The sequence below is a fragment of the Pseudomonas sp. TE3552 genome (assembly GCF_056278945.1).
Genome location: NZ_JBWBQJ010000001.1, coordinates 2,516,814 through 2,540,195, shown reverse-complemented (window position 1 = coordinate 2,540,195; position 23,382 = coordinate 2,516,814). Strand labels below are relative to the sequence as shown.

Annotated in this window: 13 protein-coding genes; 10 read left to right on the top strand and 3 right to left on the bottom strand. The window is 61.2% G+C overall.

Annotation, left to right across the window (positions count from 1 at the left end):
* The first annotated feature begins 9 nt into the window (after positions 1-9).
* The 8 genes from ACZ9BB_RS11170 (at position 10) to ACZ9BB_RS11135 (ending at position 13,838) form a co-directional block, all read left to right on the top strand.
* Positions 10-453, top strand: coding sequence for an SRPBCC family protein (locus ACZ9BB_RS11170; RefSeq protein WP_476213828.1), 444 nt, complete (start codon positions 10-12; stop codon positions 451-453).
* Positions 454-606: 153 nt separating this feature from the next.
* The gene (tpx, locus tag ACZ9BB_RS11165; RefSeq protein ID WP_123359645.1) at positions 607-1,107 is read left to right on the top strand and encodes a thiol peroxidase; all 501 of its coding nucleotides are present in this window, start codon (positions 607-609) and stop codon (positions 1,105-1,107) included.
* Positions 1,108-1,284: 177 nt separating this feature from the next.
* Positions 1,285-2,601, top strand: coding sequence for an MdtA/MuxA family multidrug efflux RND transporter periplasmic adaptor subunit (locus ACZ9BB_RS11160; RefSeq protein WP_476213827.1), 1,317 nt, complete (start codon positions 1,285-1,287; stop codon positions 2,599-2,601).
* On the top strand, positions 2,598-5,693 hold the full coding sequence (locus tag ACZ9BB_RS11155) for an MdtB/MuxB family multidrug efflux RND transporter permease subunit (protein WP_476213826.1): 3,096 nt from the start codon (positions 2,598-2,600) through the stop codon (positions 5,691-5,693). Before ACZ9BB_RS11160 ends, ACZ9BB_RS11155 begins: the two co-directional genes overlap by 4 nt.
* Positions 5,694-5,862: 169 nt before the next feature.
* Positions 5,863-8,970, top strand: a complete 3,108-nt coding sequence (locus tag ACZ9BB_RS11150) for an efflux RND transporter permease subunit (RefSeq protein ID WP_476213825.1) — start codon at positions 5,863-5,865, stop codon at positions 8,968-8,970.
* Positions 8,967-10,448 (top strand): efflux transporter outer membrane subunit, encoded by a 1,482-nt coding sequence (locus ACZ9BB_RS11145; protein ID WP_476213824.1) that lies wholly within the window; start codon positions 8,967-8,969, stop codon positions 10,446-10,448. Before ACZ9BB_RS11150 ends, ACZ9BB_RS11145 begins: the two co-directional genes overlap by 4 nt.
* A 281-nt stretch (positions 10,449-10,729) precedes the next feature.
* Positions 10,730-12,811, top strand: a complete 2,082-nt coding sequence (locus ACZ9BB_RS11140; RefSeq protein WP_476213823.1) for a putative bifunctional diguanylate cyclase/phosphodiesterase — start codon at positions 10,730-10,732, stop codon at positions 12,809-12,811.
* 280 nt (positions 12,812-13,091) lie between these two features.
* A complete protein-coding gene (locus tag ACZ9BB_RS11135) occupies positions 13,092-13,838 on the top strand; it encodes an SDR family oxidoreductase (RefSeq protein WP_476213822.1) in 747 nt (248 codons plus the stop codon).
* An 81-nt stretch (positions 13,839-13,919) separates the two neighbouring features.
* On the opposite strand, the gene mapR is transcribed toward ACZ9BB_RS11135, so the two are convergent.
* From mapR to ACZ9BB_RS11120, 3 genes are all read right to left on the bottom strand, one after another.
* On the bottom strand, positions 13,920-15,329 hold the full coding sequence (mapR, locus tag ACZ9BB_RS11130; protein ID WP_476213821.1) for a GntR family transcriptional regulator MpaR: 1,410 nt from the start codon (positions 15,327-15,329) through the stop codon (positions 13,920-13,922).
* A 194-nt stretch (positions 15,330-15,523) separates the two neighbouring features.
* Entirely contained in the window at positions 15,524-16,954 is a 1,431-nt protein-coding gene (gene ccoG, locus ACZ9BB_RS11125; RefSeq protein ID WP_476213820.1) for a cytochrome c oxidase accessory protein CcoG, read from the bottom strand.
* Between the two features lie 195 nt (positions 16,955-17,149).
* Positions 17,150-17,383, bottom strand: coding sequence for a DUF3203 family protein (locus ACZ9BB_RS11120; RefSeq protein WP_476213819.1), 234 nt, complete (start codon positions 17,381-17,383; stop codon positions 17,150-17,152).
* Positions 17,384-17,806: 423 nt separating this feature from the next.
* On the opposite strand from ACZ9BB_RS11120, the gene ACZ9BB_RS11115 reads away from it, so the two are divergent.
* Both ACZ9BB_RS11115 and treS read left to right on the top strand, forming a co-directional pair.
* Positions 17,807-19,804 carry an alpha-1,4-glucan--maltose-1-phosphate maltosyltransferase gene (locus ACZ9BB_RS11115; RefSeq protein ID WP_476213818.1) on the top strand — a complete coding sequence of 666 codons (1,998 nt, stop codon included), beginning with the start codon at positions 17,807-17,809 and terminating at the stop codon, positions 19,802-19,804.
* Between the two features lie 234 nt (positions 19,805-20,038).
* Positions 20,039-23,380 (top strand): maltose alpha-D-glucosyltransferase, encoded by a 3,342-nt coding sequence (gene treS, locus ACZ9BB_RS11110; protein ID WP_476213817.1) that lies wholly within the window; start codon positions 20,039-20,041, stop codon positions 23,378-23,380.
* Positions 23,381-23,382 lie beyond the last annotated feature (2 nt).

The following is a 23,382-nucleotide window of genomic DNA, read 5'->3' as shown; positions in this document are numbered from 1 at the left end:
TTACGGTCTATGCCTGTACTGGAACTCACCACCCTGATCCCCAATCGTACCCCCGAACAAGTCCTCGACTTCTGCCTGGAAGGCATGAACTTCCCGAAGATCTTTCCAGAGCGAGTCACGCTGTTGAGCGATATCGATTTGAGTAACCTGCGCATCGAAGCCGGTCGCCAATTCCGCTTTCGGCACTGGATGTTCAACGTGATCCCGTCGAGCTGGACAGTGGTGATCCGCGAGGTCGGTGACACGCATTTCGTCGATGAAATGCTCGAGGGGCCGTTGCGTGCCTTTCGTCATGAACACCGCGTGGCGGCGGGCAAGGGCGGTACGCTGTACACCGACCGGGTGACCTATGCGGCGATTGGCGGCGCGCCTTTGGAATGGCTGCTGGTCAATGGGTACATGCGGCGGATCTTCGCGGCGCGGCACCGCAATATGCTGCGTCTGCTCGGTTAAGCAGCCTGTATACGCTCCCACAGGGTTTTGTGTCGTTTTTCCTTTTCCACGGCTCATGACAATTTGTGTTTTTGCATAGGTCGTCAGGCAATTTCGTGGTTAACTTCGGCCTCGTCAAAATTCTCCACATCAACGTTCAGAAGGACTCCGTTCATGGCTCAAGTCACTCTCAAAGGCAACCCGGTTCAAGTCAACGGCCAACTGCCACAAGCCGGTTCCCAGGCGCCAGCCTTTTCCCTGGTTGCCGGCAATCTGTCGGACGTGACCCTGGCGAGCTTCGCCGGCAAGCGCAAAGTGCTGAACATCTTCCCAAGCATCGACACCCCGACCTGCGCTACTTCCGTGCGCAAGTTCAACGCCCAGGCCAACGATGTCGCCAACACCGTCGTGCTGTGCATCTCCGCTGACCTGCCATTCGCCCAGGCTCGTTTCTGCGGCGCCGAAGGCCTGGAAAACGTGCAAAACCTGTCGACCCTGCGCGGTGCCGAGTTCATCGAGAACTACGGCGTGGCGATTGCCGATGGCCCACTCAAAGGCCTGACTGCCCGTGCCGTCGTGGTTCTGGACGAAAACGACAAGGTTCTGCACAGCGAACTGGTCAGCGAAATCGGTCAAGAGCCGAACTACGAAGCAGCGCTCGCTGTTCTGAAATAAGCAAACTATTACAATTGTTAACGGCCTGGCTCTGTCCAGGCCGTTTTCATTTGTGCTTCAGTGTCTTAGCTAAACCTCCTGTTCTGTAAGCCAAAGGTAAATTGCCGGTAAAGGCGCTTTGCTTAATACCCGCCAGTGCTTATCGTTCAGCCTTATGTAAAAAAGCCCACGCGCCCAATGGTTGATCACTCAATGCAATCCTCCGCTTCCCGTAGTCCCCGTCGCTGGCTGTTTGGCCTGCTTGTCCTGTTGGTCATCGCCGCTCTGTGCTGGAAGTTCTGGCCCGGCGGCGCTGCGCCGAAAGAAGGTGCGGGGCAGAAAGCCGTGGCCGGGCACACTGGGCGGTCGGGGGGGATGCGTCCGGGGTTTGGCGGGGCGACCGGGCCGGTCCCGGTGCGTGTGGCGCCGGCGGTCAAGGGTGATTTCCCGCTGTATTACAAGGCGCTGGGCACCGTGACTGCGCTGAACACCATTAATGTGCGCAGCCGGGTGGGCGGCGAACTGGTCAAGATTTCGTTCGAAGAAGGGCAAATGGTCAAGGCGGGCGACCTGCTGGCCGAGATCGATCCGCGTCCTTACCAGAACGCCTTGCTCCAGGCCGAAGGCACCTTGCTGCAGAATCAGGCGCAACTGAAAAACGCCCAGGTCGATGTCGAGCGCTATCGCGGCCTGTACCGCGAAGACAGCATCGCCAAGCAAACCCTGGACACCGCCGAAGCCTTGGTCGGCCAGTACCAGGGCACGGTCAAGACCAATCAGGCGGCGGTCAACGACGCCAGGCTCAATCTGGAATTCACCAAGATCCGCGCTCCGATCGCCGGGCGCGTGGGCCTGCGTCAGCTGGACGTTGGCAACCTCGTGGCGGCCAACGACACTACGGCGCTGGCGATCATCACCCAGACCCAACCGATCAACGTGGCCTTTACCTTGCCGGAAAACAGTCTGGAAACCGTACTGGCCCGTTATCGCACCGGCGCCAAACTGCCCGCCGAAGCCTGGGACCGTGGCGATACCAAATTGCAGGCTACGGGGGTGTTGCAGAGCCTGGACAACCAGATCGACGTCACCACCGGCACCCTCAAATTCAAGGCCCGCTACGAGAACCGCGATCAAGCGCTGTTCCCCAACCAGTTCGTCAACGTCCACCTGCTGGCCGACACCCTCAAGGATGTGGTGCTTGCGCCATCGGCCGCCATTCAGTTCGGCACCAACGGCACGTTCGTGTATGCGCTGGACGGCGACAAGAAGGTCAAGATCCGTCAGTTGAAAGTCGGTGCCAGCGACGGTGAAAACACCGTGATTACCGAAGGCCTGGCCGTCGGCGATCGGGTGGTCCTGGAAGGCACCGACCGCCTGAAGGATGGCAGTGACGTGGAAGTGGTCAACGACAGCAAGGATGTACCGACCACTCCGACCGAGCACCTGCAAGGCAAATCGGCAGCCGACGCGACTGAGCCGGCGACCACCGGCAAGGCGAAAAAGGGCGGCGCATGAACCTCTCGCGGCTGTTCATCCTTCGCCCGGTCGCCACGACCCTGAGCATGCTGGCGATTATCCTGGCCGGCGTGATCGCCTATCGGCTGCTGCCGGTGTCGGCATTGCCCCAGGTCGATTACCCGACCATCCGCGTCATGACGCTCTATCCCGGCGCGAGCCCGGATGTCATGACCAGTGCGGTGACCGCGCCACTGGAGCGCCAGTTCGGGCAGATGCCCGGCCTGACCCAGATGGCGTCCACCAGTTCCGGCGGCGCTTCGGTGCTGACCCTGCGGTTCAGCCTCGACATCAACATGGACGTCGCCGAGCAGCAAGTGCAGGCCGCGATCAACGCAGCGACCAATTTGCTGCCCAAGGATTTGCCGGCGCCGCCGGTGTACAACAAGGTCAATCCGGCGGACACCCCGGTGCTGACCCTGGCCATCACCTCCAAAACCATGCTGCTGCCCAAACTCAATGATTTGGTCGATACCCGCATGGCGCAGAAAATCGCCCAGATCAGCGGCGTCGGCATGGTCACTATTGCCGGCGGTCAGCGTCAGGCGGTGCGGATCAAGGTCAACCCCGAGGCCCTGGCGGCCAATGGCCTGAACCTGTCGGACGTGCGCACGTTGATCGGCGCTTCCAACGTCAACCAGCCCAAGGGCAACTTCGACGGCCCGACCCGGGTGTCGATGCTCGACGCCAATGACCAGCTGACTTCACCCAAGGACTACGCCAACCTGATCCTGGCCTACAGCAACGGCGCGCCGTTGCGGCTCAAGGACGTGGCAGAGATCGTTGACGGTGCCGAAAACGAACGTCTGGCGGCGTGGGCCAATGAAAACCAGGCCGTGCTGCTGAACATCCAGCGTCAGCCCGGCGCCAACGTCATCGAAGTGGTCGACCGCATCAAGGCCTTGTTGCCGAGCATCACCGACAACCTGCCGGCCGGCCTCGACGTCACGGTACTCACCGACCGCACCCAGACCATCCGCGCCTCGGTCACCGACGTGCAACACGAATTGCTGATCGCCATCGCGCTGGTGGTGATGGTCACGTTCCTGTTCCTGCGGCGGGCCAGCGCCACGATCATTCCATCGGTGGCCGTGCCGCTGTCGTTGATCGGCACCTTCGGCGTGATGTACCTCGCAGGCTTTTCGGTCAATAACCTGACCCTGATGGCGCTGACTATCGCCACCGGTTTCGTGGTGGACGATGCCATCGTGATGCTGGAGAACATTTCCCGCTTCATCGAGGAGGGTGACAGCCCACTGCAAGCCGCGCTCAAGGGTGCCAAACAGATCGGCTTCACTCTGATTTCCCTGACCCTGTCGCTGATCGCGGTACTGATTCCGCTGTTGTTCATGGCGGACGTGGTGGGGCGTTTGTTCCGCGAGTTTGCGATCACGCTGGCGGTGGCGATCCTGATTTCCCTGGTGGTGTCCCTGACCCTCACGCCAATGATGTGCGCGCGGCTGCTCAAGCGTGAACCCAAGGAAGCGGAGCAGGGCCGGTTCTACCGTTCCAGTGGCGCTGCAATTGATTGGATGATCGCGGCTTACGGGCGCAAGTTAAAGTGGGTTCTCAAGCACCAGCCGCTGACACTGATGGTGGCCATCGGCACGCTGGCGTTGACCGTGTTCCTGTACATGGTGGTGCCCAAGGGCTTCTTCCCGGTGCAGGACACCGGGGTGATCCAGGGCATATCCGAGGCGCCGCAGTCGATTTCCTTTGCGGCGATGAGCGAGCGCCAGCAGGAACTGGCCAAGGTGATCCTGGCCGATCCGGCGGTCGAGAGCCTGTCGTCCTATATCGGGGTCGACGGCGACAACTCGACGCTGAACAGTGGCCGGCTGCTGATCAACCTCAAATCCCACAGCGAGCGCGACCTGAGTGCTACCCAAGTGATCGCGCGCCTGCAACCGGAGCTGGACAAGCTGATCGGCATACGCCTGTTCATGCAGCCGGTGCAGGACCTGACCATCGAAGACCGGGTCAGCCGCACGCAGTACCAGTTCAGCATGTCGTCGCCGGATGCCGAGTTGCTCAGCCTGTGGAGCGGGCGTCTGGTGGAAGCGCTGGCGCAACGGCCGGAGCTGACCGACGTCGCCAGTGACTTGCAGGACAAGGGTTTGCAGGTTTATCTGGTAATCGACCGCGATGCGGCGTCGCGGGTCGGCGTATCAGTGTCGAACATCACCGATGCGCTGTACGACGCCTTCGGTCAGCGGCAGATTTCCACCATTTACACCCAGGCCAGCCAATACCGCGTGGTGCTGCAATCGCAGTCCGGCGAGAAGATCGGCCCGGATGCGCTGAATCAGATTCACGTCAAGACCACCGATGGCGGGCAGGTGCGCCTGTCCAGCCTGGCGCATGTCGAGGAGCGCCAGGCGCAACTGGCGATCACCCACATCGGCCAGTTCCCGGCGGTGATGATGTCCTTCAACCTGGCGCCTGGCGTGGCGCTGGGGCATGCGGTGCAGATCATTGATCAGGTGCAGAAAGACATCGGCATGCCGATCGGCGTGCAGACCCAGTTCCAGGGGGCGGCCGAAGCGTTCCAGGCGTCGCTGTCGAGTACCTTGCTGCTGATTCTGGCGGCAGTGGTGACCATGTACATCGTGCTTGGCGTGCTGTACGAGAGTTACATTCACCCCATCACCATTCTCTCGACCTTGCCCTCGGCGGCGGTCGGCGCCTTGCTGGCGCTGTTGTTGAGCGGCAATGACCTGGGGATGATCGCGATCATTGGCATCATCCTGCTGATCGGTATCGTGAAAAAGAACGCGATCATGATGATCGACTTCGCCCTCGAGGCTGAGCGTAATCAGGGCATGGACCCGCAAACCGCGATCTATCAGGCGGCGCTGCTGCGCTTCCGGCCGATTCTGATGACCACCCTGGCTGCGTTGTTCGGCGCGGTGCCGCTGATGCTGGCCACCGGTTCCGGCGCGGAACTGCGCCAGCCTTTGGGTCTGGTGATGGTGGGTGGCTTGCTGGTGAGTCAGGTGCTGACGTTGTTTACCACCCCGGTGATCTACCTGTACTTCGATCGGCTGGGACGCCGTTTCGGCAAGTCCGACGCCCAAGAGGTGGCGCTATGACGGCGTCGGGCGGCAAACTGTGGCGAGGGGGCTTGCCCCCGTTGGGTTGCGAAGCAGACCCCAACTCTCTCAGGTACCAAGAATCTTGTGAGTGCTATGCACTCAAACGGGGGCAAGCCCCCTCGCCACAGTTCGCTCCCACAGGGGTGGATGTCGGGAGCTGGCGTCGATGAACCTGTCCGGACCTTTCATCAAGCGCCCGGTCGCAACGATGTTGTTAAGCCTGGCGATCATGTTGCTGGGCGGCGTGAGCTTTGGCTTGTTGCCGGTATCGCCACTGCCGCAGATGGATTTCCCGGTGATCGTGGTTCAGGCCAGTCTGCCCGGCGCGAGCCCGGAGGTCATGGCCTCGACCGTGGCCACGCCGCTGGAGCGTTCCTTCGGTACCATCGCCGGGGTCAACACCATGAGCAGCCGCTCCAGTCAGGGCTCGACCCGGGTGATTCTGCAGTTCGACCTGGACCGCGACATCAACGGCGCGGCGCGGGAAGTGCAGGCGGCAATCAACGCCTCGCGCAACCTGCTGCCGAGCGGGATGCGCAGCATGCCGACCTACAAGAAGGTCAACCCATCGCAAGCGCCGATCATGGTGTTGTCGCTGACCTCGGATGTGCTGGAAAAAGGCCAGCTCTACGACTTGGCCTCGACGATACTTTCCCAGAGCCTGTCCCAGGTGCAGGGCGTAGGTGAAGTGCAGATCGGCGGCAGTTCGTTGCCGGCGGTGCGCATCGAGCTCGAACCCCAGGCGCTCAACCAGTACGGCGTGGCGCTGGACGATGTGCGTACCACCATCGCCAACGCCAACGTGCGCCGGCCCAAGGGCTCGGTCGAAGACGGCCAGCGGCTGTGGCAGGTCCAGGCCAACGATCAGCTGGAAAAAGCCAAGGATTACGAGTCGCTGATCATTCACTACGCAGACGGCGCGACCCTGCGATTGAAGGATGTGGCCAAGGTCAGCGACGGCGTCGAGGACCGCTACAACAGCGGGTTCTTCAACGACGATGCGGCGGTATTGCTAGTAATCAACCGCCAGGCTGGCGCCAACATCATCGAGACGGTCAACGAGATCAAGGCGCAGTTGCCGGCATTGCAGGCGGTGCTGCCGGCCAGCGTCAAGCTGAACCTGGCGATGGACCGTTCGCCGGTGATCAAGGCTACGTTGCACGAAGCGGAAATGACCTTGTTGATCGCCGTGGCGCTGGTGATTCTGGTGGTGTTCCTGTTCCTCGGTAACTTGCGCGCCTCGCTGATTCCGACCCTGGCGGTACCGGTGTCGCTGGTGGGCACGTTTGCGGTGATGTACCTCTACGGGTTCTCCCTGAACAACCTGTCGCTGATGGCGCTGATTCTGGCCACCGGGCTGGTAGTGGACGATGCCATCGTGGTGCTGGAGAACATTTCCCGGCACATCGACAAGGGCGTGCCGCCGATGAAGGCCGCGTACCTCGGGGCGCAGGAAGTCGGCTTCACGCTGCTGTCGATGAACGTCTCGCTGGTGGCGGTGTTCCTGTCGATCCTGTTCATGGGCGGGATCATCGAAAGCCTGTTCCGCGAGTTTTCCATCACCCTGGCGGCGGCTATCGTGGTGTCGTTGCTGGTGTCGCTGACGCTGACGCCGATGCTCTGCGCGCGCTGGCTCAAGCCGCATACGCCAGGGCAGGAAAACCGCCTGCAACGCTGGAGCCAGCGGACCAACCAGTGGATGGTCGGCAAATACGCCACCAGTCTTGACTGGGTGTTGCGTCATCGCCGACTGACCTTGCTCAGTCTGTTCGTGACGATTGGTGTGAACATCGCGCTGTATGTTGTTGTTCCTAAAACATTTCTGCCCCAACAAGACACCGGCCAGCTGATCGGTTTCGTGCGCGGCGATAATGGCCTGTCGTTCAGCGTGATGCAGCCGAAGATGGAAACCTTTCGCCGCGCGGTGTTGAAGGACGAGGCGGTGCAAAGCGTCGCCGGGTTTATCGGTGGCAACAACGGCACCAATAACGCGTTTATGCTGGTGCGGCTCAAGCCGATCAAGGAACGCAACCTGTCCGCGCAGAAAGTCATCGAACGTTTGCGCAAGGAAATGCCCAAGGTGCCCGGTGCGCAATTGATGCTGATGGCCGACCAGGACCTGCAATTCGGCGGCGGGCGCGAGCAAACCACCTCACAGTATTCCTACATCCTGCAAAGTGGCGATCTCGGCGCATTACGCGAGTGGTATCCGAAAGTCGTTGCCGCCTTCAAGGCCCTGCCTGAGCTGACGGCGATTGACGCGCGCGAAGGCCGTGGTGCCCAGCAAGTGACATTGATTGTGGATCGCGATCAGGCCAAACGGTTGGGCGTGGACATGAACATGGTCACAGCGGTGCTGAACAACGCCTACAGTCAGCGGCAGATTTCGACGATCTACGACAGCCTCAACCAGTATCAGGTGGTGATGGAGGTCAATCCGAAATACGCCCAGGACCCGGTCACCCTGAACCAGGTCAAAGTGATCACTGCCGACGGCGCGCGAATTCCGTTGTCGACCATCGCCCACTATGAAAGCAGTCTGGAAAACGACCGGGTCAGCCACGAAGGCCAGTTCGCTTCGGAAAGCATTGCCTTCGACATGGCCGAAGGCGTGACGGTGGAGCAGGGCTCGGCGGCCATCGAACGGGCGATTGCCAAGGTCGGCCTGCCGGAAGACGTGATCGCGAAAATGGCCGGCACCGCCGACGCCTTCGCCGCCACCCAGAAGAGCCAGCCGTGGATGATTCTCGGCGCGCTGGTGGCGGTGTACCTGGTGCTGGGCGTGCTGTATGAAAGCTACATTCATCCGCTGACCATTCTTTCGACCTTGCCGTCGGCCGGAGTCGGCGCGTTGCTGTCGATTTATGTGCTGGGCGGTGAGTTCAGCCTGATCTCCTTGTTGGGGCTATTCCTGCTGATCGGCGTGGTGAAGAAAAACGCCATTCTGATGATCGACCTGGCGCTGCAACTGGAGCGGCGCCAAGGCCTGGAGCCGCTGGAGTCGATCCGCAGCGCCTGCCTGCAACGGCTGCGGCCGATTCTGATGACCACCCTGGCGGCGATCCTCGGTGCCTTGCCGTTGCTGCTGAGCCGCGCCGAAGGGGCGGAAATGCGTCAGCCACTGGGCCTGACCATCATCGGCGGGCTGGTCTTCAGCCAGGTGCTGACCCTTTACACCACCCCGGTGGTTTACCTCTATCTCGACAAACTGCGCCATCGTTTCAACCACTGGCGTGGGGTGCGTACCGATGCTGCTCTGGAAACTCCGCTATGACTGACCGTTCGCTTATCAACCTGGCTGCACCGCTGATCACAGCCCGAGGCTCGCGTTTGCTGAGCCTGTCGCTGTGCGTGGCGATGCTCAGTGCCTGCGCCATCGGCCCGGATTACCAGCGCCCGCAGACCGCCGCGCCGGCGCAGTACAAAGAGGCTGCCGGCTGGCGTCAGGCCAGCCCGAGTGATTCGTTGGCGCGCGGTGCCTGGTGGGAGTTGTATGGCGACCAGCAGCTCAATGGCCTGATCGAAAAACTCAACGCTTCCAACCAGACCGTCGCCCAATCCGAAGCTCAGTATCGTCAGGCCCAAGCCTTGGTGCGCAGTGCCCGGGGGGCGTTTTTCCCGACGGTGGACCTGACGGTGGGGAAAAGCCGCTCCAGCCAGGGCACCGGTAGTAGCAGCTCGAGCCTGAGCAGTTCGTCCAGCGGTATTCGTGACACTTACTCTGCGCAGGCCGGGGTCAGTTGGGAAGCCGACATATGGGGCAAGTTGCGCCGCGGGCTGGAGGCCGACACGGCCAACGCCCAGGCGAGTTTTGCCGACCTGGCGGCGATGCGCCTGAGCCAGCAATCGGAGTTGGTGCAGAACTACCTGCAACTTCGAGTGATCGATGAACAGAAACGCCTGCTGGAAGCGACAGTCGAGGCTTATCAGCGCTCGCTGACGATGACCGAAAACCAGTACCGCGCCGGGGTCTCCGGTAAGGACGCGGTGGCTCAGGCCACCACTCAGCTCAAAACCACCCAGGCAGAAATGGTCGACCTGATCTGGCAGCGCGCTCAGTTCGAAAACGCCATCGCCGTACTGATCGGCCTGCCGCCGGCCGAGTTCAGCCTGGCCGAAAGCCAGGATATCCCGGCGCTGCCCCAGGTGCCGCTGAGCCTGCCTTCGCAGTTGCTGGAACGCCGCCCGGACATCGCCTCCGCCGAACGCTCGGTGATGGCCGCCAACGCCAACATCGGCGTGGCGAAGGCTGCCTACTACCCGGACCTGACGCTGAGCATGAACGGGGGTTATAGCAGCAGCACCTATGCCAACTGGATCAGCGTGCCGAACCGTTTCTGGTCGGTCGGCCCGCAACTGGCCATGACCCTGTTCGACGGCGGCCAGCGCTCGGCGGAAGTCGATCGTAGCGAAGCAGCCTACGACGAGACAGTCGCCAAGTACCGCCAGACCGTGCTCGACGGTTTTCGCGAAGTGGAAAATTATCTGGTGCAGCTCAAGGTGCTGGAAGACGAGGCCAAGGTACGCCAGGAAGCCCTGGATGCAGCGCGCGAGTCCCTTCGCTTGACCCGGAATCAGTACAAGGCCGGCCTGATTGCTTATCTGGATGTGGTGGTGGTCCAGGCCACGGCGTTGAACAACGAACGCAATGCGCTCAGTTTGTTGCAGAGCCGGCTGATTGCTAGCGTGCAGTTGATTGCCGCGCTGGGCGGCGGGTGGGACGGGCAGTTGCAGGTGAGCGACAAGGAGTAACACAATCCCTGTGGTGAGGGAGTTTGCTGTGGTGAGGGCTGTTGTGGCGAGGGGGCTTGCCCCCGTTGGGTCGCGAAGCGGCCCCCTACATTTTTCAGATATACCAAGTTGCCTGGACTTACGACTGCTTCGCAGTCGAACGGGGGCAAGCCCCCTCGCCACATCATCTTGATGGCCTTTTGATTACTTTGTGAGTGCGTTCGCCCGCGGAATCAGTACAATCGCCGGCTTTGCTCCCCGAGAACGGACACAGTACGGCGGGGGCGGTCGCGAGAAGTCCCATGCTCATCGGTAGTTATTCCATTACGCTGGTTTTCATATCGCTGTGTGTGGCGATACTTGCCTCTTATACCGCGCTCGACCTCACCGGACGCATCGCCACGGCCAAGGGCCGAGCGGTGCATCTATGGACGGCGGGCGGGGCCTTTGCGATGGGGATTGGTGTGTGGTCGATGCATTTCATCGGCATGCTCGCGTTCAAACTGCCGATCGATCTGGGCTACGACGTTACCCTCACATCACTGTCACTGTTGATCGCCGTTCTGTCCTGCGGCTTTGCCCTGTGGCTGGTCAGCCAGCCAAAACTGCCAGCCTGGCAATTGGCGTTCGGCGCGCTGGTCATGGGTGCCGGCATCAGCGCGATGCATTACACCGGCATGGCCGCCATGCTCATGCAGCCCGGCATCGATTACGATCCGGCTCTGTTTGGCGCCTCGCTGCTGATCGCCGTCGGTGCGTCGGGCGCGGCGTTATGGATCGCTTTTCGCCTGCGCCAGCACGCGCCGTATGTTCGCCTGATCCGCGGCGGTGCAGCGGTCATCATGGGCATCGCCATCGTCGGCATGCACTACACCGGCATGGCCGCGGCGCGTTTTGCCGATGGCAGTTTCTGTGGCGCGGTCATCAGCGGCCTGAATGGCGATGGCCTGGACAACCTGGTGCTGATCACCACCCTGGCGGTGTTGAGCATTGCCTTGCTGACGTCGATCCTCGATGCACGCCTGGAAGCTCGCACCGCGGAGCTGGCCCATTCGCTGACCGAGGCCAATCGCGAACTCACCCAACTGGCGCTGCACGACACCCTGACCGGGCTGCCGAACCGGGTATTGCTGGCCGATCGCATCGATCAGGCAATGTCGAGGGTGCAGGAGCAGGGTGGCTGTTTCGCGTTGATGTTCATTGATCTGGACGGCTTCAAACCAGTCAACGATGCCTTCGGTCATCACATGGGCGACCAGTTGCTGCGTGAAGTCGCCCTGCGCCTGCGTGAGGATTTGCGCAGCCAGGACACCCTGGCCCGCATCGGCGGCGACGAATTTGTGCTGCTGGTGCAACTCAGCGAGCCGAACGACGCGCTGAACCTGGCGGCGCGTCAGGTCGGGTTGATCGCACGTTCGTTCAGGGTCGAAGAACATCACTTGCAGATTTCCGCCAGCGTCGGCATCGCGCTCTATCCGGGTAACGGTCAAACCGCCGAGGAGTTGCTGATGAACGCCGACGCGGCGATGTACCACGCCAAGGGCGCTGGAAAAAACGGCCACAGCTTCTTCGACGCCTCGATGAACAGCAACGCGCGCAAACAGCTGCAATTGCTTCAGGACTTGCGCAACGCCCTGGATCAGCAGCAATTCAGCCTCTATTACCAGCCCAAGTTCGACGCCGGCCATGGCCGACCGGTGGGTGCCGAGGCGTTGCTGCGCTGGGAACACCCGACCCAGGGCATGCTTCAGCCGGACACGTTCATTGACCTGGCAGAGAAGACCGGCCTGATCATTCCGATTGGCGAATGGGTACTCAACGAAGCGTGCCGGCAGATGCGCGAGTGGTATGTACTCGGTTATACCGACTGGCGCATTGCGGTGAACCTCTCGGCCCTGCAGTTCTGCCACGCTGGGCTGGTGCAGAGCGTCGCCAAGGCTTTGGCCGCGCATCATTTGCCGGCCAACAGCCTGACCCTGGAAATCACCGAAACCACCGCCATGAGCGACGCCGATGCGAGCATGACGGTGCTGCGGGAGCTTTCGGAAATGGGCGTCGACCTGTCCATCGATGACTTTGGCACCGGCTATTCCAGCTTGATGTACCTCAAGCGTCTGCCGGCCAATGAATTGAAGATCGATCGGGGTTTCGTCCGCGATCTGGAGCATGACAGCGACGACGCGGCCATCGTCTCAGCCATCGTCGCCCTGGGCCAGGCATTGGGCTTGCGGATCGTGGCCGAAGGGGTGGAAACCGGTGTCCAGCAAGACTTCCTGACCCAACTGGGCTGCGACTCGTTGCAGGGCTACCTGCTGGGACACCCGCTGCCCGCCGATCGCTTCATGGCCGACATTCACCGTGGGGAGCAATTGGCGGCTGGCTGAAACTGGGCAGCTTACTGGGGGCAGACCTGTGGCGAGGGAGCTCTGTGGCGAGGGGGCTTGCCCCCGTTCGGCTGCGAAGCAGTCGTAAATTCAGGCAACTCGGTCAGGATGAAAAATCGAAGGGGGCCGCTTCGCGGCCCAACGGGGGCAAGCCCCCTCGCCACGGAGCCCCCTCACCACAGGTTGTCGTCATTGGAATTGACGCAGGCCCATGCAAAACCCGCCAATGGCGGTTATTCTTGGCCCCGACTGCTTACGCTTGAAACGGGGGAAAGCCAACATGGACAAAGTCATCGTCATCACGGGCGGCAGCCGCGGAATCGGCGCCGCCACGGCCCTGTTGGCCGCAGAGCAGGGCTATCGGATCTGTATCAACTATCAGTCCGACGAACAGGCGGCGCAAAGTGTGCTGGAACAAGTCCGCGCACTGGGCGCCCAAGCCATTGCGGTGCGCGCCGACGTCAGCATCGAAGACGAAGTGATCGGCCTGTTTCACCGGGTGGACACCGAACTGGGTCGGGTCACGGCGCTGGTGAACAACGCCGGCACCGTCGGGCAAAAGTCGCGGATCGACGAAATGTCCGAATTCCGTATTCTCAAAATCCTCAAGACCAACATCCTGGCACCGATCCTCTGCGCCAAACACGCGATATTGCGCATGTCGCCCAAACACGGCGGGCAGGGTGGCAGCATCGTCAATGTGTCGTCGGTCGCTGCACGCTTGGGCGCTCCCAGCGAATATGTCGACTACGCGGCGTCCAAAGGCGCGCTGGACACCTTCACCATCGGCCTGTCCAAAGAAGTGGCGGGCGAGGGCATTCGTGTCAACGCGGTGCGCCCGGGCTACATCTACACCGATTTCCATGCCTTGAGCGGCGATCCGGATCGGGTCAGCAAGCTGGAATCGGCGATCCCGATGGCCCGGGGTGGGCGGCCGGATGAAGTGGCGGAGGCGATTGTCTGGCTGTTGTCGGATAAAGCGTCGTATGCGACCGGGACGTTCGTCGATCTGGGTGGTGGGCGTTAAACCTTAGAGTGGTGTTATCTGTTCTGGCCCTATCGCGAGCAGCCTGCTCGCGATAGCAATCTTTCAAACGACACCGAACTTTCAGAACGACCGCACAATCCGCCCCAACGTCTCCATCGCCTTCTCCGAATCCTCAGTCCACGGGCTGCCGTAGTTCAGCCGGATACAATTCCTGAAGCGCTGGGTCGGTGAAAAAATCGGCCCCGGCGCAATGCTGATTCCTTGCGCCAGCGCCATTTGAAAGAGCTTCAGCGAGTCCATCTGCAGCGGCAGCTCCAGCCACAGGAAGTAGCCGCCGGCCGGTTGGCTGACGCGGGTCTGCGCCGGGAAGTAGCGGGCGATGGCGGCGAGCATGGCGCTTTGCTGTTCTTCCAGGGCGTAGCGCAGTTTGCGCAGGTGCCGGTCGTAGCCGCCATGTTGCAGGTAGTCGGCGATGGCAGCCTGGGCCGGCATTGAGGCGCAGAGCGAGGTCATGAGTTTCAGACGTTCGATTTTTTGTGCATAACGCCCGGCCGCGACCCAGCCGATGCGGTAACCGGGCGCCAGGCTCTTGGCGAACGAACCGCAGTGCATCACCAGCCCTTCGGTGTCGAAAGCCTTGGCCGGTTTTGGTGCCTGTTGCCCGTAATAAAGCTCGGCGTAGACGTCGTCCTCGATCAGCGGCACTTGATGACGGCGCAACAGCTCCACCAGTTCCTGCTTCTTCGCCTCGGGCATGGTCGCGCCCATCGGGTTCTGGAAACTGGTCATGCACCAGCAGGCTTTGATCGGATGTCGTTCCAGCGTCTGGGCCAGCACGCCAAGGTCGATGCCGTCGCGCGGGTGCACGGGAATTTCCACCGCTTTGAGCTTCAGCCGTTCCAGCACTTGCAGGCTGGCGTAAAACGCCGGGGCTTCGATGGCCACCAGGTCCCCGGGCTCGGTGACGGCTTGCAGGCACAGGTTCAGCGCTTCCAGCGCGCCGTTGGTGATCAGCAGTTCTTCCATCGGCAGCATCAGCCCGCCGACCATGTAGCGCAGGGCGATTTGCCGGCGCAATTGCGGGTTACCCGGCGACATGTCGGTGACCACCATGCGCGGGTCCATCTCCCGGGCGGCGCTGGCCAGTGAGCGCGACAGCCGCTGCAGCGGGAACAGCGTGGGGCTGGGGAAGGCCGAGCCGAAGGGCACGGTGTTCGGGTCCTTGATCGAGTCCAGTACCGAGAACACCAGTTCGCTGACGTCGACTTCGGTGGACTCGTTGACCTGGCTGCTGATCACCGGCTCCGAAAACGGGCTCGGTGCATGGGTATTGACGAAGTAACCGGAGCGCGGCCGGGCGCGGATCAGGCCGCGGCGCTCAAGCAGGTAATAGGCCTGGAACACCGTGGACGGGCTGACCCCGTAAGTCTGGCTGGCGTAGCGCACCGAAGGCACCCGCTGGCCAGGACCGAGGACGCCGGAGCGGATCAGTTCAGCGATGTCGTCGGCGAATTTTTCGTAGCGTTTCATTTAAGTCCCGGTTTGGAGCGCGCTATTGGGCAAATGGAGCTTTATGTGGCGAGGGGGCTTGCCCCCGTTGGGTTGCGCAGCAGCCCCTTCATTTGTTCATACAAGAGAATCTGACATGCAGGTTTTACGACTGCTTCGCAGCCGAACGGGGGCAAGCCCCCTCGCCACAGGACAAAGGATTGCATCTTAAAGGCTCAACGGTTCATCGGTGCAACAAACCGGCTCTTGGCCACGCTGTGGATGTCTGGCTCATCGCTGTCGACAATCTTGAAGCTGATGGTCTGCGAGCTGCTGCTCGGCCGTTCCACGGTCATAGCCACCGATACCGGTACGTCAACGATCTCACCGGGGGCCAGGCTCAGTTCGGTCTTGCCTTGCAACTGGAAGCCGTCGCCATCGACCAGCGTCAGGCGGTAATCCTGACGTTGCTGGGTCTTGTTGATGACCTTCAGGCTGTAGATGTTTTCGATCTGGCCTTCACTGTTCTCGCGGAACAGGCCGCGGTCCTTGCTCACGTCCAGCGACACCATCGGCCGTTCCACCAGCGCCAGGGCGAGGGCGCCGATCATCACCAGCAGCACCGCGGTATAACCGATCAAGCGCGGGCGCAGCAGATGGGTCTTGCCACCCTGCAATTGATGCTCCGAGGTGTAGCTGATCAGCCCACGGGCGTAGCCCATTTTGTCCATGATCGAATCGCAGGCGTCGATACACGCGGCGCAACCGATGCATTCCATCTGCAAGCCATCGCGGATATCGATGCCGGTCGGGCAAACCTGCACGCACAACTGGCAGTCGATGCAATCACCCAGTCCGACCTCGGCCGGTTTCACGTCGCGTTTGCGCGGGCCACGGTTTTCGCCGCGCGCCACGTCGTAGGAAATGGTCAGGGTGTCTTTGTCGAACATCACGCTCTGGAACCGCGCATACGGGCACATGTGCATGCACACCGCTTCGCGCAGCCAACCGGCATTGATGTAGGTGGCACCGGTGAAAAACAGCACCCAGAACAGGCTGACCCCGCCGATTTGCAAGGTCAGCAGTTCTTCGGCCAGTGGCCGGATCGGCGTGAAATAGCCGACAAAGGTCAGGCCGGTGAGCAGGCTGATCGCCAGCCACAGGGTGTGCTTGGCCGAGCGACGAAGCAGTTTGTTCAGGCCCCAGGGCGCGGCTTGCAGCTTGATTCGCTGGTTGCGCTCGCCTTCGGTGATCTTCTCGCACCACATGAAGATCCAGGTCCAGGAACTCTGCGGGCAGGTGTAGCCGCACCAGACCCGGCCGGCGAACACGGTGATCGCAAACAGGCCGAATGCGGCAATGATCAGCAGTGCCGAGAGCAGAATGAAATCCTGCGGCCAGAAGGTCGCGCCGAAGATGTGGAATTTACTGTCGGCAAGGTCCCAGAGCACCGCCTGGCGGCCGCCCCAGTTCAGCCACACCGTGCCGAAGAACAGCACAAACAGAAACCCCGCGCCGCTCATGCGCAGGGTGCGGAACAAACCAGTGAAGCTGCGGGTGTGGATCAGGTTGTCGCTGGACTTGGCCTTCATCTTTGGACGCGAAGGCTCATAGTGCTGTACTGCCGGGGCGCTTTCTACTAATCGGACGGGGATTCTATCGCTCATGGTCTTTCGCTCATCAGCCTCCATCAGGCCTGAGCACTATGACCAGCGATCTGTTTGCATAACAGACTCAGCTAAAGCAATAAAAAGCGGATCAGATGGGCTGCCGGCACCCGCCTGCGACAACTTGATGCACCCGCAATGGCTGGCCGCAAACGCTCGTGTCAGGTGTTTGCGGCGCGTGTTGATGCAGGTCAGTCAAATCACCGAATCACTGTCGGTGGCCTTCAAATGCCGGCGACCGTCCACTGCGCCTGCTACGGTCAATGCATCGGCTTCTGCTTCGGTGATGTAGATGCGCTGGCCGTCGAGCTCGACCGCCGACATGGCCTTTTCCGGGTCGGTGATGATGGTGACGTCGGGGCAAAGACGAATTTCTTCGCCGTTTTGGGTGATGAAGAAGCAGGTCTGGTTTTCGATGCGCACGGTCATGGGGGTGTCCTTTTTTGCAGGTTCTAGATCGTTAGGACGCAGCTGCCGCTCATCGTTCTGTGCAACCGATTAATGGTGGGGGCGGTTCACCCGGCGGTTCCTGTTCTGGGACCGGGGCGGGCTCGGTCGGTGGTGTGGGTTGTGTCGGTGGCAGCGTCGGCTTGTCGATGTTCGGATCGGGTGTTTCTGGCGGGGTGGGAATGTTCATCGATGCCGTCTCCGGTGGCAGGTGGCGCGAGTCGTGCTTAAGTGGATTGACACATGGATGGGGGATTTGATTCCCCGAAAAATTGGCAAACCCTCTGAACTTTTACCGGCGCTTGCCGCTCGGAACCTAAGTGAGTTCATGTCGGGGCGGACACGCTCCATGTGAATGGCGACCAGGCACAAGAGCGTCCTTGGGGCGTAAAGGAGAGATGCTCGATGACCGCTGAAAAACCCACAGAGCTGAGCTACAACCCTCATATCCCGCTGTCCCAGGCTTTACTGCTGCCGCGCATCGTGTTCGAAAACACCATGCCGACCCTCGATGGCGGGCAATTCGCCGTGAAAGCCGTGGTCGACCAGGACGTGGTGGTGACCAGCAAAGTGTTTGCCGATGGTCACGAAAAACTGGCGGTGCGAATTCGCTGGCGTGCCGACAGCGACGAAATCTGGCAGAGCGAGGTGATGGCCGAGCTGGGTAATAACGGCTGGCAGGGCCAGTTCCGGGTCCAGAAGCAGGGCCGTTATGTGTTCTGCCTCGAAGCCTGGATCGATCAGTTCGCCAGCTTTTGTTATGAGCTGAAAAAAAAGCACGACGCCGGCGTTTCGGTCAGTCTGGAATTGCAGGAAGGCCGCACGCATGTCCAGCAGGCGGCCGAACGCAGCGAAGGCCCCCTCAGTGAGCAACTGGCGGCGTTGCACCATAAGCTGTCCGGTCTGCTCGAAACCGAGCAGGTCGCCTTGTTTCTGCACCAACGCAGCGCGGACTTGATGGCCCAGGCCGACCATCGTCCCTTCCTGAGCCTGAGCCCTGAATACCCGGTGGACGTGGAGCGCACGCTTGCGCAGTTCGCCAGTTGGTATGAATTGTTTCCGCGCTCGATCACCGACGATCCGGCCCGCCATGGCACCTTCAACGACGTGCATTCGCGGCTGGCGATGATCCAGGACATGGGCTTTGATGTGCTGTACTTCACGCCGATCCACCCGATCGGCCGCAGTTACCGCAAAGGCCCGAACAACTCATTGATCGCCGGCCCCGACGATCCGGGCAGCCCTTATGCCATCGGCAGTGAAGAGGGCGGGCATGAGGCGATTCACTCGGAACTGGGCACTCGCGAAGATTTTCGCCGGCTCGTCGCGGCCGCCGCCGAGCATGGGCTGGAAGTCGCCCTCGACTTTGCAATTCAGTGTTCCCAGGATCACCCGTGGCTCAAACAGCATCCGGGCTGGTTCAACTGGCGGCCGGACGGCACAATCAAATACGCCGAGAACCCGCCGAAGAAATACCAGGACATCGTCAACGTCGACTTCTATGCCGTGGACGCGATTCCCGGCCTGTGGCTCGAGTTGCGGGACATTGTGGTGGGCTGGGTCGAGGAGGGCGTGAAGCTGTTTCGCGTCGACAACCCCCACACCAAACCGTTGCCGTTCTGGCAGTGGATGATCGCCGATGTGCGGGCGCTGTACCCCGAGGTGATCTTCCTGGCCGAAGCCTTTACCACGCCGGCGATGATGGCGCGTCTGGGCAAGGTCGGTTATTCCCAGAGCTACACCTATTTCACCTGGCGTAACACCAAGACCGAGCTGGCGACCTATTTCACCGAACTCAACGAGTCGCCGTGGCGTGAATGCTACCGGCCGAATTTTTTCGTCAACACCCCGGACATCAACCCGGCGTTCCTGCATGAATCCGGACGCCCCGGTTTTCTCATCCGTGCCGCGCTGGCGACCATGGGCTCCGGCCTGTGGGGCATGTATTCGGGGTTTGAGCTATGTGAAGCGGCACCAGTGCCGGGCCGGGAGGAATACCTCAATTCCGAGAAGTATGAAATCCGCCCACGGGACTTCAATGCGCCGGGCAACATCATTGCCGAAATCGCCCAGCTCAACCGTATCCGCCGACAGAACCCGGCGCTGCACACCCATCTGGGCCTGAAGGTCTACAACGCCTGGAACGACAACATTCTGTACTTCGGCAAGCGCAGCGTTGACGGCAGCAATTTCATTCTGGTGGCCGTCAGTCTCGATCCGCATCACGCCCAGGAAGCGAATTTCGAATTGCCGCTGTGGGAAATGGGCCTGCCCGACGATGCCAGCACCCAGGGCGAAGACTTGATGAACGGCCACCGCTGGACCTGGCATGGCAAATACCAGTTCATGCGGATCGAGCCGTGGCATCTGCCGTTCGGGATTTGGAGGATTACCGCTTCTTGACTGTGGCGAGCAGGCTCTGTGGCGAGGGGGCTTGCCTGTGGCGAGGGGGCTTGCCCCCGTTGGGTCGCGAAGCGGCCCCCACATAACCCAGGCAATACATTCCCCCAGCCAGATTCAGATACACAGGTTTACGACTGCTTCGCAGCCGAACGGGGGCAAGCCCCCTCGCCACAAAAGCACCATCACCATCAGTTGGTGCTCGGCTCATGACGAATTCTTCAACAGGAGTTACAAATGGCGAAGAAACCCAGGTCAGCCACCTTCATCAAGGACCCGCTCTGGTACAAGGATGCGGTGATTTACCAGGTTCACGTTAAGTCTTTTTTCGACTCCAACAATGACGGGATCGGCGACTTTCCCGGCCTTATCGCCAAACTCGATTACATCGCCGACCTCGGCGTCAACACCATCTGGCTGTTGCCGTTCTACCCCTCACCACGGCGCGACGATGGCTATGACATCGCCGAATACCGTGGCGTACACGCCGACTACGGCACCATGGCCGATGCCAAGCGCTTCATTTTCGAGGCCCATAAACGTGGCCTGCGGGTGATTACCGAATTGGTCATCAACCACACCTCGGACCAGCACCCGTGGTTCCAGCGTGCGCGCAAGGCCAAACCCGGCTCGGCGGCCCGTGACTTCTATGTCTGGTCCGATAACGACCAGAAATACGACGGCACCCGCATCATCTTTCTCGACACCGAAAAGTCCAACTGGACCTGGGACCCGGTGGCCGGTCAGTACTTCTGGCACCGTTTCTATTCCCATCAGCCGGACCTGAATTTCGACAACCCGCAAGTGATGAAAGCGGTGTTGTCGGTGATGCGTTACTGGCTCGACATGGGCATCGACGGTCTGCGGCTGGACGCGATCCCGTACCTGATCGAGCGCGATGGCACCAACAATGAAAACCTCCCCGAGACCCACGACGTCCTCAAGCAGATCCGCGCCGAGATCGACGCCAATTACCCCGACCGCATGCTACTGGCCGAGGCCAATCAGTGGCCGGAGGACACCCAGTTGTACTTCGGCAACACAGACGCCAGCGGCCAGAACGGCGACGAATGCCACATGGCCTTTCACTTCCCGTTGATGCCGCGCATGTACATGGCGCTGGCCCAGGAAGATCGTTTCCCGATCACCGACATTCTGCGCCAGACTCCAGAAATTCCGGCCAACTGCCAATGGGCGATTTTCCTGCGCAATCACGATGAGCTGACCCTGGAGATGGTCACCGACAGGGAGCGCGACTACCTGTGGAATTACTACGCGGCCGACCGTCGGGCGCGGATCAACCTGGGGATTCGTCGGCGCCTGGCGCCGTTGATGGAACGTGATCGCCGCCGGGTGGAACTGCTCAACAGTCTGCTGCTGTCGATGCCTGGCACGCCGACCCTGTATTACGGCGATGAAATCGGCATGGGCGACAACATCTACCTCGGCGATCGCGATGGGGTGCGCACGCCGATGCAATGGTCCATCGACCGTAATGGTGGTTTCTCCCGCGCCGATCCGGCCAGCCTGGTGCTGCCGCCGATCATGGACCCGCTCTACGGCTACCTGTCGGTCAACGTCGAAACCCAGGCCGGTGACCCGCATTCGTTGTTGAACTGGAACCGGCGCCTGCTCGCGGTGCGCAAGCAGTCCAAGGCTTTCGGTCGCGGGACGCTGAAGATGCTCTCGCCGAGCAATCGGCGGATTCTGGCTTATACCCGCGAATACACCGGTGCGGACGGCAAGTACGAGGTCATTCTGTGTGTGGCCAACGTGTCCCGCAGCGCGCAAGCGGCGGAGCTGGACCTGTCGGCGTACGTCGGCATGGTTCCGGTGGAGATGCTCGGTGGCAATGCGTTCCCGCCCATCGGCCAGTTGAATTTCCTGCTGACACTGGCGCCTTACGGTTTCTATTGGTTCGGGCTGGCGGCGGAAAACCAAATGCCAAGCTGGCACGTGGAGCCGGCGCAAAGCTTGCCGGACTTCACCACTCTGGTGCTGAAGAAACGCATGGAAGAGCTGCTCGAAGCGCCGAGCCGCCACGCGCTGGAGCAGGGCGTGCTGCCGAGCTGGTTGCAGAACCGCCGCTGGTTCGCCGGTAAGGACGGCGCTATCGACAAGGTCAACCTTGCTTACGGCGTGCGCTTCGGCGATCCGCAGCATCCAGTGCTGCTGGGTGAAATCGACGTCACCAGCGGCGGGCAGACCAGTCGTTATCAACTGCCTTTCGGTTTTATCTCCGAGGAACAGGTTGGCGCGGCGTTGCCGCAGCAATTGGCACTGGCCAGGGTCCGGCGCGGTCGTCAGGTCGGCCTGATCACCGACGCCTTCAGCCTCGAGAGCTTTATTCATGCTGTGTTGCAGAGCATGCAGGCCAGCATGGTGTTGCCGTCGGATGGCGGCGAGATCCGCTTCGAACCTACCGACGAATTGGCCAGGCTCGGCCTGAGCGCCGAGTCGGAGGTGCGTTACCTGTCCGCCGAGCAATCCAACAGTTCGGTGGTGATCGGCGGCAGCCTGGTGCTGAAACTGATCCGCAAGGTCGCCTCAGGCGTGCACCCGGAGCTGGAAATGAGCGCGTACCTGACCGGTGCCGGTTTCCGCAATATTTCGCCGCTGCTGGGGGCGGTGATCCGTCGCGACGCGGCGGGCGAGGACACGCTGTTGATGATCGCCCAAGGCTATTTGAGCAATCAGGGCGATGCGTGGGAGTGGACCCAGAACAACCTCGAACGGGCGCTTCGCGACGAACTCGCCGATGCCGTGTCCGAACAGGAGCAGCATTACAACGCCCTCGGCGAGCTGAAGGATTTTGCCGGCATGCTCGGCCAGCGTCTGGGGGAAATGCATCAGGTGCTGGCGGCCCCGAGCGCTAACCCGGACTTCGCCCCACAGATCACCACCCAGAAAGATGCCCTGGCCTCGGCCAAGGACGTGGCGGCGCAAGTGGAACATGCCCTGAAGCTGCTCAAACAGCATCAAACTGAACTGCACGCGGCGGACCAGGCATTGGTCAGTCGATTGCTGGATAACAAAAAAGCCATCCTCAGCCACGTTCAGGAGTTGGGTAAGAAAGCGGTCGGTGGCCTGCGCATTCGCGTGCATGGCGACTTGCATCTGGGGCAGGTGCTGGTGATCAAGGGCGATGCCTACCTGATCGATTTCGAGGGTGAACCGGCGCGGCCGCTGCGTGAGCGCCGGGGCAAACACAGCCCCTATAAAGATGTCAGCGGCGTGTTGCGCTCCTTCGATTACGCCGCGGCGATGACGATCAACGTGCACAACGTCGATAACACCGCCGACGTCCAGGCGGCGCGTCAAAGAGTCGCCGAGCGTTATCTGAGAGAGGCACGGCAAGCATTTGTCGACGCTTATCGGCTGGCGGCAGCTAGTCTTGCTCATGCATGGCAAGATCCTGAAGGCGAGGACGCTGCGCTGGCGTTGCTCGGTCTGGAGAAGGCGGCTTATGAAGTGGCCTATGAGGCCGAAAATCGACCCACCTGGCTACCCGTGCCGTTGCACGGTTTGTACGGTTTATTAAGTGGGCTCAAACCCTTTTCCGATCTTGGTGGAGAGTAGTC

Excerpts from the sequence above, each read along its gene's own strand:
- ACZ9BB_RS11145 (WP_476213824.1), top strand. The coding sequence starts at position 8,967 with ATGACTGACCGTTCGCTTATCAACCTGGCTGCACCGCTGATCACAGCC.
- treS (WP_476213817.1), top strand. The coding sequence starts at position 20,039 with ATGGCGAAGAAACCCAGGTCAGCCACCTTCATCAAGGACCCGCTCTGG.
- ACZ9BB_RS11170 (WP_476213828.1), top strand. The coding sequence starts at position 10 with ATGCCTGTACTGGAACTCACCACCCTGATCCCCAATCGTACCCCCGAA.
- ACZ9BB_RS11120 (WP_476213819.1), bottom strand. The coding sequence starts at position 17,383 with ATGACCGTGCGCATCGAAAACCAGACCTGCTTCTTCATCACCCAAAAC.
- ccoG (WP_476213820.1), bottom strand. The coding sequence starts at position 16,954 with ATGAGCGATAGAATCCCCGTCCGATTAGTAGAAAGCGCCCCGGCAGTA.
- ACZ9BB_RS11160 (WP_476213827.1), top strand. The coding sequence starts at position 1,285 with ATGGTTGATCACTCAATGCAATCCTCCGCTTCCCGTAGTCCCCGTCGC.
- mapR (WP_476213821.1), bottom strand. The coding sequence starts at position 15,329 with ATGAAACGCTACGAAAAATTCGCCGACGACATCGCTGAACTGATCCGC.
- ACZ9BB_RS11140 (WP_476213823.1), top strand. The coding sequence starts at position 10,730 with ATGCTCATCGGTAGTTATTCCATTACGCTGGTTTTCATATCGCTGTGT.
- ACZ9BB_RS11155 (WP_476213826.1), top strand. The coding sequence starts at position 2,598 with ATGAACCTCTCGCGGCTGTTCATCCTTCGCCCGGTCGCCACGACCCTG.
- ACZ9BB_RS11115 (WP_476213818.1), top strand. The coding sequence starts at position 17,807 with ATGACCGCTGAAAAACCCACAGAGCTGAGCTACAACCCTCATATCCCG.
- ACZ9BB_RS11135 (WP_476213822.1), top strand. The coding sequence starts at position 13,092 with ATGGACAAAGTCATCGTCATCACGGGCGGCAGCCGCGGAATCGGCGCC.
- ACZ9BB_RS11150 (WP_476213825.1), top strand. The coding sequence starts at position 5,863 with ATGAACCTGTCCGGACCTTTCATCAAGCGCCCGGTCGCAACGATGTTG.
- tpx (WP_123359645.1), top strand. The coding sequence starts at position 607 with ATGGCTCAAGTCACTCTCAAAGGCAACCCGGTTCAAGTCAACGGCCAA.